Consider the following 11,864-nt stretch of genomic DNA (forward strand, 5'->3'; position numbering starts at 1 on the left):
CACAGACATGTGCTTTAATTTCGTTATAACTTAGCTGTCGCTTTTTAATTGCTCGTCAATGACATTGTGCAGGAATGATAACGCTGCACGGTGGTCATTGCGGCTCATAAACCATTGCTTCTGGTTTGTTTCCAGAGGCAATAGCTCAAGCCATCGCTGGCATACCCAGGTCATATCATTGTAATCAGGCAGGGGATAGTTTTCTGCATGTTCGGGGTATTCCTCAAACAGCGCTTTCAAGCTGTTGGATATATCCCTGTCGACAAACTTGATCTCGCTGGGGGTCCAATTGGACATCGGTGTGACATCGCCAAAACGCAAGCCATCATCTTCCTGCCAATGTTTATTGATCAGAAACTTCTCAACGCCCCGGATAGTAATACCTAATAGGCCATCAGGAAGCTTTTCGAAGTCGGTGATGATCACCCGGGTGCCGAAATGGCAGAGCGAGTCTTCGTCTTTCATGCAGAGACCGAAACCATTGCCATCACCCATAGCCAGTTTGACTAACCGGGTGTAGCGGGGTTCGAAAATCCGCAATTTACTTATCCCACCTGGCAGTAGGTAAATTTGTAACGGAAATAGTGGTAATTGCATAGTTCTAGCCTTACTGACGTTATTCATTATAAATACGGTCCAATCATGAGTTGGGTTTGCTATAACGTTCAGGAAAAGTATAAGCAGACAATCATTAGAAGTTGTCTGCTTTTCGATACTACTTAAGTGCTAACTTGATGGCGGATGTGAGCTGGCTAAGTTGTTGTAGATTAATGATAAAAGGAGGCATTATGTAGACAAGTGTGCCAAAAGGGCGAATCCAGACGCCACTGTCTACAAAAGTTTCCTGAATTCTGGCCATATCAACGGGCTCGTAAAGCTCAACGACACCGATGGCACCCAGCCAGCGAACGTCTTTGACCTTGTCTAGCTCTCCAATCTCAGGAAGTGACTCAGCTAGTTGTTTTTCAATTGATTTCACTTGATGTTGCCAGTGACCTTGGGCAAGGATATCCAAGCTGGCATTGGCAACGGCGCAGGCCAAAGGGTTGCCCATAAAGGTTGGGCCATGCATGAAGCACCCCGCTTCACCGCCACATACCGTATTTGCGACATGTGTGCTGGTTAGGGTGGCCGATAGGGTCATGTACCCTCCGGTGAGTGCCTTGCCCACGCACATAATATCAGGACTGATACCGGCATGTTCGCAAGCAAATAATTTTCCTGTCCGGCCAAAACCGGTCGCAATTTCATCGGCGATGAGCAAAATTCCGTATTCGTCGCACAACTGACGCACCCGCTGAAGGAAGGTTGGATGGTAAATGCGCATCCCTCCGGCTCCTTGGACGATAGGCTCGATGATAACTGCGGCAACCTCTTTGTGGTGTTGCTCAAGCTGGTGGCGGAAGTCGTCGATATCTGATTCTTGCCACGGCTCGAAGAAACCACATTCTGGCGACTGGGCAAAAATATGTTCGGGCAAGAATCCTTTATACAGACTGTGCATGGAGTTGTCTGGGTCGGTAACAGACATGGCGGCAAACGTATCGCCGTGATAGCCGTGTTTGACGGTCAAGAATTTCGGTCGGCGCTGGCCTTTGGCATGCCAGTACTGCAGGGCCATCTTTAGGGAAACTTCCACTGCAACAGAGCCTGAATCAGCCAGAAACACATGCTGGAGAGGCTCTGGTGTGATATCAACCAGTTTACGACAAAGCTCTACGGCTGGCTGGTGGGTGATCCCGCCGAACATGACATGTGACATCTTGTCGAGCTGTGCCTTGGCGGCCTCTGTCAGTGCTGGGTGGTTATAACCGTGGATGGTTGACCACCATGACGACATGCCATCAATAATTTCCCGTCCATCTTCAAGTTGCAAATACACTCCGTTGGCACTGACTACTGGGTAACATGGCAGTGGGTTAAGCGTTGAAGTGTAAGGGTGCCAGACGTGCTGCTGGTCAAATTCCAAATCGACTTTGTTGTGTATTTTTTGCACAATTGTAAACCTTGCTCCTTGTTGGTGGTTGACAGTCTACCGTCTGAAAGTAGACTAGCCAAGTAACAAGAAGCAATGAATGCATAATCTCAACGGCACAAGTCAGTGCACGTTGAGCACATAATAAGAGGTGATTACACGTGGAAGTACGTCACGACTGGACAGTCGAGGAAGTTCAAGCGCTATTTGATAAGCCATTTATGGATTTGGTGTTTGAAGCCCAGCAGGTACACCGCCAGTACCATGATCCTAACAAGGTACAGGTGAGTACGTTGCTTTCAATCAAAACAGGTGCATGCCCTGAAGACTGCAAGTACTGTCCGCAAAGTGCGCATTACCGTACTGATGTCGATCGCGAGCGCCTGCTTGAAGTCGAACGGGTACTGGATGCGGCACAAAAAGCCAAAACCTCTGGTGCGACCCGTTTCTGTATGGGGGCAGCATGGAAAAACCCGAAAGAGCGCGACATGCCTTATCTGCTAGATATGGTGCGCGGGGTGAAATCCATGGGGCTGGAAACTTGTATGACACTTGGCATGATCACAGGTGACCAAGCCAATGAACTCGCGGAAGCGGGGTTGGATTACTACAACCACAACCTTGATACCTCGCCGGAGTTCTACGGCAATATCATTACTACCCGTACTTACCAAGACCGCCTTGATACCTTAAGCCATGTCCGTGAAGCGGGTATGAAGATCTGCTCCGGCGGGATCATCGGTATGGGTGAGAGCTCCCGTGATAGAGCTGGCCTATTGGTTGAACTTGCCAATTTGCCAACCCACCCAGAAAGCGTGCCAATCAATATGCTGGTTAAGGTGAAAGGAACGCCGCTTGAGTCTGTCGATGATGTCGACCCGTTCGATTTCGTTCGTATTATCGCAGTTGCACGTATCATCATGCCGAACTCAGCGGTACGCTTGTCGGCTGGTCGTGAAGATATGAACGAGCAAATGCAGGCCCTATGTTTTATGGCCGGTGCCAATTCGGTGTTCTACGGCTGTAAGCTGCTAACGACACCCAATCCGGGCGAAGATAAAGACATGCAGTTATTCGCCAAGCTAGGGATCAACCGTCAGGAGCAAGCCGCGAAGCCGGATGAAGTGCAGGCACAGGAGTTGTTGGGGCAAGTTGCCCAGCGTGTGGCCGCGCGACCAACCAAGGATGATCTGTTCTACGATGCATCGGTTTAATCAACGCATCGCTTCTGCCCTTGCTGACAGACATGAGCAAGGGCTTTACCGGACGGTAAGCTGCCTTGAACGCGGACAGGATATGTCAGTGCAGTTCCGGGAGCATTCATTGCTGAATTTTTCCAGCAATGACTATCTTGGTCTCGCACAAGATCCCGCGTTGATTGCAGCTTGGCAGGACGGGCTATCTCGCTATGGTGCCGGTAGCGGAGCCAGCCCGTTGGTAACAGGTTTTCACTCGCCACATCAGTACTTGCAGTCACAGCTTGCCGACTGGTTGGGTTTTGAGCAGGCGCTGTTGTTCAGCAGCGGCTTTAGTGCCAATCAAGCCTTGCTCTTTGCCTTGCTCCAAGATGGGGATCACCTTTTACAAGATAAGCTAAACCACGCCTCGCTGATAGAAGCAGGGATGTTGTCGCCAGCTGCGATGAGACGCTTCAACCACAATGACTCTTCTGCTTTATCCCGCTTGATCTCACGCATTCCTGATACCTCCCCGAAACTCGTTGTGACCGAAGGGGTGTTCAGTATGGATGGGGATTTGTCGCCGCTCTGTGATATCGCAAGGGTTTGCCAGCAAACCGGCAGCATGCTGGCGGTAGACGATGCCCACGGCTGCGGGGTGCTTGGTGAGTCTGGCCGTGGCAGTAGTGATCATGCTGGCATCAAGCCAGATATTCTGGTGGTGACCTTTGGCAAAGCGTTTGGCCTCCAGGGAGCCGCGGTACTATGCAGCAATGATATTGCCGAGTACATGATCCAGTTTGCTCGCCATTTCATTTATTCCACCGCCATGCCTCCTGCCCAAGCACATGCACTGTCTAAGGCGTGTGACATGATCCAGCGAGATAACTGGCGGCGTGAGAAACTTGCAGCGCTTGGTGAAACTTTGGCGGTTAATTTGTCACCAGATGTCGAGGTGGTAGATACCCAGACCCCGATCAAGCCATTGATGGTGGGGAGCAGTGAACGGGCCGTCAAGTTTGCGGAAAAACTACGTCAGCGTGGACTTTGGGTCAGTGCTATCCGACCGCCAACCGTTCCGGCTAACTCAGCAAGGTTGCGGATCACCCTGACGGCAACACATAAAGATACGGAAATTCGCTCGTTAGCACAGGCAATCAATGAGGTATGGCATGAAGAATAATGCAGACACTGCAGTCCCTTCTCTGGACGATGTCGTTGTTACCGATAAGCAAGCAATCGCCGATGCCTTCGGCAAAGCCGCAAAGCATTATGATCAATCGGCAGCGTTTCAACGCCAGGTTGGTCATTATCTTATGGCGAAATTACCGGCCCTCAATATCGCGGATAGCCAAGTGCTCGATCTCGGCTGCGGAACAGGCTATTTCAGTCAGCAACTGGTGCAAAGGGGAATGAAAGTTTGTGCCGCGGATCTGTCTAGCCAAATGTTGGATCAGGCAAAACGACGTTGTGGTGAAGGTGTGACTTATGTTGAAGGAGACGCAGAATGCCTGCCGCTGCCCGATAACCAGTTCGATTTTGCCTTTACCAGCCTAGCCCTGCAGTGGTGCGATGATCTGTCTGTGCCGCTAAGAGAGTTGCGCCGTGTCGTTAAACCTGGTGGCCATATTGTCTTTTCTACATTGGCAGAAGGGTCACTGCATGAGCTTTCTTATGCATGGAAGCAGGTTGATCAATATCAACATGTAAACCAGTTTCTTTCGCAAAAGGCCATAAAACTTGCGCTGGCGCAAGCGGGGTGTACAGAGGTTGACCTAGAATTCCTGCCAATCACCATGTATTACCGCTCGGCAGTTGACCTTATGAAAGATTTGAAAGGTATAGGGGCAACACATATTCATCAGGGGCGAAAAGCAGGCTTGGCCAGTCGAAAGACGTTTAAGGCATTAGAGAGCGCTTATGATGAGTTTCGACATGAGGATGATCGGCTGCCGGCAACATACCAAGTCTGTTTTGGAGTAATTATTAATGACTAACGCTTTCTTTGTAACAGGTACAGATACTGAAGTAGGTAAAACTGTAGCCTCTCGCGCCATTCTTCATGCTGCAGCTAGCGCGAATATCAAGATGGCGGGTTATAAGCCGGTCGCGTCCGGTAGCGCACCGACTGCCAATGGTATGCGTAATTCAGATGCCTTGTATATTCAAGATGCATCGGTTGTTGAGCTAGAGTACGACGAAGTAAACCCTTATGCGTTTGAAGCGGCTATTTCTCCGCATCTAGCGGCAGAGCAGGAAAAACGTGTTATTGAGTTTGACGTGTTGTCTGAAGGGTTGGATCACCTTAAGCAAAAGTCTGACGTTGTTTTGGTTGAAGGTGCAGGTGGCTGGCGTGTGCCAGTGTCTTGGAGTGACTACCTATCTAGCTGGGTTAAGCAGGAAAAACTGCCAGTTATCCTGGTCGTTGGTGTCAAACTGGGTTGTTTGAGCCATGCTATTTTGACAGCTGAAGCTATTCAGAACGATGGCTTGGAAGTGGTTGGCTGGGTAGCAAACCGCATTAATCCGGGTACCGAGAACTATGCCGATATCATTCGTATGCTGGAAGAGAACTTGCCGGGTCAGAAACTGGGCGAAATTCCTTACATGCCAGGTATCAAAAAGCGCAACCTGTCGAACTACATCGACCTGTCACCGCTTGGACTATAACCGGCTAACCGATTATAAGTCGCAGGTGAAACCTGTGGCTGAATACTCGTTTAATTAGACAAAAAACCTGCCAGCCGGCAGGTTTTTTTTCGTTCAAGCATCTTGAAGTTAGATGGGTATAGATATAAAAAACCTCTCCTTGCAGAGAGGTTTTTATTGAATTTGGTCATAAGCAAAAGGCTTAATTGTTGCCTGTTAGGCCAATAAGCACTTCTTGCGTCTCAGTAAGCTTTTTGTTATTTCCGTCTAACCCCAGCTCTTTACGCGCTTCTTCTGCAGACATACCAAGATGACAGCGTAGAATGTCAATTGCTACCTGGTAGTTTTCGTGATCGGCCATCATTCCTCCTTGATAATTAAACACCATACATCATCACTAACTAAATACGACAATAGAATATCTCAGTAATAGTTACAATAAGACTAAAGTCTAAACGTGTCTAGTCCATCTGTTGCTCGGTGTTTCATATTATTGGTAGTAGATCATATTCTGCGTTAAGCCCCAATTAAAGGTGTTTCTATTACCATAAAAAAGATTGTTTAATAGTATTTGATTGTTTAATAACAATAATGAAACGTAACAATTTTCCACTTCCACTTGTTTTCTGTTTCAACGACCATACTATACATATCAATAACAAATGGATGATGTCTCAGCAGTGTACAAAGTCGTCATGACTGGGGCAGCAGCACCTTCTTTTTTTGGAGAAAGAGTACAATATGAAGCGTATTGCATTGTTTTTGGCAACTAACCTAGCGGTAATGCTGGTTTTCAGTGTTGTCTTGAACGTCGTTTATGCGGTGACAGGCATGCAACCGGGCAGCCTGTCAGGGCTGTTGGTCATGGCTGCCTTGTTTGGTTTTGGTGGTTCGCTGTTTTCACTGTTTATGTCGAAGTCAATGGCACTTCGTTCAGTGGGCGGCATGGTCATCGAGCACCCGCGCAATGAGACTGAGCACTGGTTGATGGAAACTGTTGCCCGTCAGGCTCAGCAGTCTGGTATTGGTATGCCGACAGTCGCTGTTTACGACTCTGCCGATATCAACGCATTTGCAACCGGTGCAAAACGCGATGATTCCCTTGTTGCCGTTTCAACAGGTTTGCTGCACAGCATGACCCGAGACGAAGCGGAAGCGGTATTGGCCCACGAAGTGAGCCACATCGCTAATGGTGATATGGTTACCATGACCCTTATGCAAGGTGTGGTGAATACTTTCGTTATCTTTGTTTCACGTTTGGTTGCCGGTGTGATCAGCGGCGTGAACAGCAATGATGAAGAAGGCGAGGGCGGAAGCTACATGACTTACTTCATTGTTTCTTCGATCATGGAAGTGCTATTTGGCTTCTTGGCGAGCATCCTGACTATGTGGTATAGCCGTCACCGTGAGTTCAAGGCCGATGCAGGTTCTGCGCACTTAGTGGGTAAAGAGAAGATGATTGCTGCGCTAGAGCGCTTGAAGATGAGCCACGAGTCTCAGCTTGAAGGTTCGATGATGGCGTTCGGTATCAACGGTAAGAAATCACTTTCTGAGCTGTTCATGACGCACCCACCACTCGACAAGCGTATTGATGCGCTTCGTCGCGGTGAGCACCTGTAATCAAATTACAGTTTCTCGTAGCACTTGCCTGCTACTGAAATGAAAAAGCCCCTGGTCAACATCAAGTGACTGGGGGCTTTTTGTTTTTTGCTAAGAGCTTGAATTAAGTATTACGCCGCAACAGGTTGACGTACAACAGGCTTGTCGTTGATAGGGATGTGGATCAGCGCTGCAATCAAGGCAAATACCACAGTCGACCACCAGATTGGCTCGTAGCTACCGTAGTAATCGTAGATGCGGCCACCGAACCATGCCCCAAGGAAGCTGCCGACTTGGTGGGTGAAGAACACGAGGCCGTACAAGGTCGACAGGTAGCGAGGGCCGAAGATTTGGCGTACCAAGCCTGACGTCAGTGGTACTGTGCCTAGCCAACAGAAACCAATTGCTCCACCAAATAGAGCTGCCGTTTCCGTTGTAACTGGCAGAGTTACAAAGCCCGCGATAACCAGTGTACGCATGACATACAAGGCAGACATAACATAGCGCTTGTTGAACTTGTCACCCATTACGCCCCAGAAGTAGCTGCCGAAGATATTGAAGATTCCGACATAGGCCAGAGCCATCGCGGCTGTTGTGCCTGGTAATCCTTTGTCTGCCAAGTAACTAGGTAGGTGAGTTGCAATAAACATCACGTGGAAGCCACACACGAAAAAGCCCATGTGGATCAACCAGTAGCCACGGTGGCTGAAGGCCTCTTTCAATGCGTCTTTGAGGGTTTGCTCTTGTTCTGGTGCTGCCGAGGCAGCCGCTGTCTTTTTGTTGGCTTTCATAAAGAAAGAGAAAGCCATCATCAGCGCACACAGCATGGCGAAAACTTGTAGTGCTGTCTGCCAGTTAAATTCGCTAAGCATGTACTGGGCACCCGGGATCACAGCAAACATGCCGAATGAGCCAGCAGCAGTGGTGAGGCCAAAGGCTTTTGCCGTGTGCTCGGCTGGAACAACGCGAGCAACCGCGCCCAGTACAATAACGTAGCTGGTGGCACTCAAACCAAGGCCGACCAAGGCGCCAAGAGATACGTATAGCCAGTTTGGTTCAACGGCGATAGAGGTGAGGTAAAGCCCGAGGCCATAAGCAATGGCACCACTCCAAATTACCCTCTGAGCACCCCAACGGTCAGCGGCCATACCAACAAATGGTTGGAATACACCGAACAGCAGGTTCTGAAGAGCGATAGCCAGACTAAAAAACTCACGGCCAGTATCAAAATGCATAGAAATCGGCATCATGAAGATACCGAAAGATTGCCTGATCCCTAGGCTGATAATTAGTGTTCCAATGCCCATCCACACAAGCAGTGGAAAGCGAAAAATACTCATGGTTATAGTCCGGTCAAAGTGTGGTCATTTGAGTTTTGCTGATGGCAACCACCGCTCATGGCATGCTCGGCCAGCGAGTCCAACAAAGGCTGGCAATGGTGAACACCGACTAGCGTCAGGGCCAGTAGCAATACCATGCGCACAAGTTGAGCTGTCAGGGATTGTGAAAACATCAGTGCCTCAAAGTGCAAAAAAGAGCGGCGATAGTAGAGGAATTCAAAACATGACTCAAATGACAAAAGATCAAAGGCTCTATGCATGATATGCATTCAATGCGGATACTCATTGAAAAATGAAGTTACTGATTTGGCAGTATTTATTTGGAATGAGGGCGCAGACGGTATATTGCCCCCGAATCAGCAGACAAGTACAACCACCCCTGATTGTCAGTAACAAGTGCTCTAATGCGTTCGTCAAGCTCTTCGAGCAACCGCTCTTCACCCTTTATGCTGCCATTATTCGTCACAGTGACTCGATTTAAATGACGCAGCTTTAGTGCGCCACTGAATAAATTCCCCTGCCAGCTAGGGAATGCGGCACCTTTGTATAGAAGAAGACTACCCGGCGCGATGGAAGGGATGTATACCTTGAGTGGGGAAACAATCCCTTCCTTTTCTTCCGCTTCTCCGACGGAAATCGGCCCCCAGTATTCTTTGCCGTGGGAAGTGATCGGCCAACCATAGTTAGCCCCGGCTTTCACTAAATTGATTTCATCGCCGCCGCGCGGCCCATGTTCGTTAGACCATAATCGTTCCGTGTCTGGATCAAAAATCACCCCCTGTGGATTGCGGTGACCGTAGCTCCAAATCTCAGGTAGGGCATTACTGTTATTGATGAAAGGGTTGTCTTTAGGGACGGAACCATCCAGCTTGAGCCGAACAATACTGCCTGCATGGGTGGCTAGATCCTGCCCGTTGGGGCGATGGGCTCTATCGCCGATGGAAAAAAAAACATGGCCTTGGCCATCAAAGGCAATACGACTGCCAAAGTGGCGAGATGCATCACTGAATGACCGGGTGACCAATAAATCCTGCCACTGGATAAGTTGGTTACCGTCTAGTTTAGCGCGGGCGAGGGTGGTTGCCGCTTGTCCATCACGTGCTTTGCTATAGGTGAAATAGTACCAAGCCTGACGGTTAGGCATATCCAGCCGAGCGACATCCATTAGACCGCCTTGGCCATATTGACTGATAGCGGGTTGGCCGGAGACAGACTGTGTTGAACCTGTTTCGGTGTTTAACAGGCGTATTTTCCCGTCACGATAAGTAATGAGCAGTTCTTGTTGCTGCGAACCCTGTGCTGGCGTGAAGGTCATCCCCCATGGCACTCCGTCGGTTTGTGCAATGCGCTCAACCACAAATGGCGTCCCTGCACTGCTGCCCTCAAGGACAGAAACTGGCGCAGATAAGGTTTGAGGAGCTAATGCCAAGCTAAATAGGCAAACTAAGGCGATGAACTTCGCCTTTAATTGGGCTGGTAGATACTGTCCTGACATCTTAATCGCTCCTTGCACATTTTTGCAGGCTACCAGTAGTGTAGCAGCTTGTATTGCCTTGTCTTTTCTACTTTATGATGATTGCGGTGTATGGCTTGCAATAATCGCAGCAAACTGCGTTAGCCCTCGTTGCCAGTCATTGGACTCTCTGAAGTTAGCAAAGCTGAGGCGCAGACAGTGCGCATAACGTTGATTGGTGCTGAACATGCTGCCGGGAAGCACACTGATACCGTGCTCTAAAGCTTCCTGGTAGATGGCTTGGCCATCGGTATTTTCAGGTAGTGTCAGCCAACACAAGAATCCGCCACTCGGTTTGGTAAGGTGGTACTGGCCTTGCAGTTGGGAGTAATGACCCAAAGCTTGGCTCAGTAGATTGTGAAACAGTTTTTGTTTTTTTGCATAACTACGGCGAATCTTGCCTAGATGCTGGCGGTATTTACCAGTTTCGAGGAATTGTGCAACGGCAGAGTGGATCAGGTTTGGGCTTCCCATATTATCGGTGAGCAGGCGCTTTTCTATGACGGATTGATACTTTCCTGCAATTACCCAGCCGATGCGCAACCTTGAGTCCAAGGTCTTTGAGAGGGAGTTGCAGTAAATGACTCTGTCATCCTGATCAAGGGTTTTCAATGGCAATGGACGTTGCTGATAGGCCAACCCGCCGAATACATCGTCTTCAATGATTGGAATACCGTGGGTCATGGCGAGAAAGCGAAGCCGATCGGCCGTTGACATGACATACCCGGTCGGATTGTTGAAACTTGGGTTAATCAAGATAGCTTTTACAGGCCAGCGCTGCAGTGCCAGTTCAAGGGCGTCGAGCTGAATCCCTGAAATAGGGCTGGCTGGGATTTCTATCACTTTCAGATTCAGTGATTCAAGCAGCATCAAGTTACCGAAGTAACTGGCAGACTCGACCAAAACGATATCCCCATCATTGGTGAGGGCCTGGAGGCTCAGGCTGATGGCCTGCTGGGCACCATGGGTTACCAATAGTGACTGCTTGGAAATCGTCATGCCCAGTTCTCTGTTGATGCCTACCAATTGTTGTAATAGCAGGTCATTGCCGGGAGGCAGTTGGTAGTGGCTGGGGATATGACTCTGGTAACGGCTATGGCGGCCAATCTCTGCGTATAGGCTATTGATTGCGGGGAAGTCTGTGTCTGGGTGGGCCGAGCCCATCGGCAGGATTTCGCGTGAAACCGGAAGCCCCATGATTTTTTTGCTCAGCGCCATCAGGTCGACAAACCCCGGCTCAGGGATAGGCGTGGTGTCAAAGAGTGTCGCCTTGGTCTGATTTACACGATAGCCGGAACGTGCTGAGGCGGAGATCTTCTGGTTGGCCTCCAGTTGCTGGTAGGCGCGGATCACCGTGTTCTTGCTTACAGACAACTGTTGGCTGAGTTCACGAATGGAAGGCAGGCGCTCTCCTGGCTGAAAGCTCTGCTTTTCAATCCGCTCTTCTATCCATTGGTAAACATACTGGTATTTTCTTTTGAGTTGGCTGTTCGGCTGCGACTCGATTTGCTTAACGTGTCCATGATGTTCTTCATTCATACCATCTGTACCCTATAAAACACACCTATCTGTCCCTGTTAAGGATTTTGTACCCGATTTAAAGTAATCGT

12 protein-coding genes are annotated in these 11,864 nt (G+C 49.2%); 5 read left to right on the top strand and 7 right to left on the bottom strand.

From position 1 onward, the window contains the following. Positions 1 to 30: 30 nt before the first annotated feature. Positions 31 to 597, bottom strand: coding sequence for an LON peptidase substrate-binding domain-containing protein (locus R2X38_RS04610; RefSeq protein ID WP_317520974.1), 567 nt, complete (start codon positions 595 to 597; stop codon positions 31 to 33). Between the two features lie 118 nt (positions 598 to 715). After that, complete coding sequence (gene bioA / locus R2X38_RS04615) at positions 716 to 1,996, bottom strand: adenosylmethionine--8-amino-7-oxononanoate transaminase (protein WP_317520975.1); 1,281 nt, start codon at positions 1,994 to 1,996, stop codon at positions 716 to 718. Between the two features lie 140 nt (positions 1,997 to 2,136). Here bioA and bioB point away from each other — a divergent pair, with 140 nt between their 5' ends. The 4 genes from bioB to bioD are packed head-to-tail and all read left to right on the top strand — an operon-like array spanning position 2,137 to position 5,823. Beyond that, positions 2,137 to 3,189, top strand: coding sequence for a biotin synthase BioB (bioB, locus tag R2X38_RS04620; RefSeq protein WP_317520976.1), 1,053 nt, complete (start codon positions 2,137 to 2,139; stop codon positions 3,187 to 3,189). After that, the gene (bioF, locus tag R2X38_RS04625) at positions 3,176 to 4,336 is read left to right on the top strand and encodes an 8-amino-7-oxononanoate synthase (RefSeq protein ID WP_317520977.1); all 1,161 of its coding nucleotides are present in this window, start codon (positions 3,176 to 3,178) and stop codon (positions 4,334 to 4,336) included. Before bioB ends, bioF begins: the two co-directional genes overlap by 14 nt. Then, a complete protein-coding gene (gene bioC, locus R2X38_RS04630) occupies positions 4,326 to 5,150 on the top strand; it encodes a malonyl-ACP O-methyltransferase BioC (RefSeq protein WP_317520978.1) in 825 nt (274 codons plus the stop codon). The genes bioF and bioC overlap by 11 nt, the downstream gene beginning before the upstream one ends. Then, the gene (bioD, locus tag R2X38_RS04635) at positions 5,143 to 5,823 is read left to right on the top strand and encodes a dethiobiotin synthase (protein WP_317520979.1); all 681 of its coding nucleotides are present in this window, start codon (positions 5,143 to 5,145) and stop codon (positions 5,821 to 5,823) included. Before bioC ends, bioD begins: the two co-directional genes overlap by 8 nt. A gap of 181 nt (positions 5,824 to 6,004) precedes the next feature. Here bioD and R2X38_RS04640 read toward each other — a convergent pair whose 3' ends face one another. After that, positions 6,005 to 6,163, bottom strand: coding sequence for a hypothetical protein (locus R2X38_RS04640; protein ID WP_317520980.1), 159 nt, complete (start codon positions 6,161 to 6,163; stop codon positions 6,005 to 6,007). A 380-nt stretch (positions 6,164 to 6,543) separates the two neighbouring features. Between R2X38_RS04640 and htpX the strand changes: the two genes are divergently transcribed. Beyond that, positions 6,544 to 7,422, top strand: a complete 879-nt coding sequence (gene htpX / locus R2X38_RS04645) for a protease HtpX (RefSeq protein WP_317520981.1) — start codon at positions 6,544 to 6,546, stop codon at positions 7,420 to 7,422. A gap of 110 nt (positions 7,423 to 7,532) precedes the next feature. Here htpX and R2X38_RS04650 read toward each other — a convergent pair whose 3' ends face one another. The 4 genes from R2X38_RS04650 to R2X38_RS04665 form a co-directional block, all read right to left on the bottom strand. Beyond that, positions 7,533 to 8,741 (bottom strand): MFS transporter, encoded by a 1,209-nt coding sequence (locus R2X38_RS04650; RefSeq protein ID WP_317520982.1) that lies wholly within the window; start codon positions 8,739 to 8,741, stop codon positions 7,533 to 7,535. 2 nt (positions 8,742 to 8,743) lie between these two features. Then, complete coding sequence (locus tag R2X38_RS04655; protein WP_317520983.1) at positions 8,744 to 8,914, bottom strand: hypothetical protein; 171 nt, start codon at positions 8,912 to 8,914, stop codon at positions 8,744 to 8,746. A 143-nt stretch (positions 8,915 to 9,057) separates the two neighbouring features. Continuing rightward, a complete protein-coding gene (locus R2X38_RS04660; RefSeq protein WP_317520984.1) occupies positions 9,058 to 10,236 on the bottom strand; it encodes a PQQ-dependent sugar dehydrogenase in 1,179 nt (392 codons plus the stop codon). A gap of 72 nt (positions 10,237 to 10,308) precedes the next feature. Further along, the gene (locus R2X38_RS04665; RefSeq protein ID WP_317520985.1) at positions 10,309 to 11,793 is read right to left on the bottom strand and encodes a PLP-dependent aminotransferase family protein; all 1,485 of its coding nucleotides are present in this window, start codon (positions 11,791 to 11,793) and stop codon (positions 10,309 to 10,311) included. Positions 11,794 to 11,864 lie beyond the last annotated feature (71 nt).

This window comes from Photobacterium rosenbergii, assembly GCF_033022775.1.
Taxonomy (GTDB): domain Bacteria; phylum Pseudomonadota; class Gammaproteobacteria; order Enterobacterales; family Vibrionaceae; genus Photobacterium; species Photobacterium rosenbergii_A.

Excerpts from the sequence above, each read along its gene's own strand:
- R2X38_RS04610 (WP_317520974.1), bottom strand. The coding sequence starts at position 597 with ATGCAATTACCACTATTTCCGTTACAAATTTACCTACTGCCAGGTGGG.
- bioF (WP_317520977.1), top strand. The coding sequence starts at position 3,176 with ATGCATCGGTTTAATCAACGCATCGCTTCTGCCCTTGCTGACAGACAT.
- bioC (WP_317520978.1), top strand. The coding sequence starts at position 4,326 with ATGAAGAATAATGCAGACACTGCAGTCCCTTCTCTGGACGATGTCGTT.
- bioD (WP_317520979.1), top strand. The coding sequence starts at position 5,143 with ATGACTAACGCTTTCTTTGTAACAGGTACAGATACTGAAGTAGGTAAA.
- R2X38_RS04640 (WP_317520980.1), bottom strand. The coding sequence starts at position 6,163 with ATGGCCGATCACGAAAACTACCAGGTAGCAATTGACATTCTACGCTGT.
- htpX (WP_317520981.1), top strand. The coding sequence starts at position 6,544 with ATGAAGCGTATTGCATTGTTTTTGGCAACTAACCTAGCGGTAATGCTG.
- R2X38_RS04650 (WP_317520982.1), bottom strand. The coding sequence starts at position 8,741 with ATGAGTATTTTTCGCTTTCCACTGCTTGTGTGGATGGGCATTGGAACA.
- R2X38_RS04655 (WP_317520983.1), bottom strand. The coding sequence starts at position 8,914 with ATGTTTTCACAATCCCTGACAGCTCAACTTGTGCGCATGGTATTGCTA.
- R2X38_RS04660 (WP_317520984.1), bottom strand. The coding sequence starts at position 10,236 with ATGTCAGGACAGTATCTACCAGCCCAATTAAAGGCGAAGTTCATCGCC.
- R2X38_RS04665 (WP_317520985.1), bottom strand. The coding sequence starts at position 11,793 with ATGAATGAAGAACATCATGGACACGTTAAGCAAATCGAGTCGCAGCCG.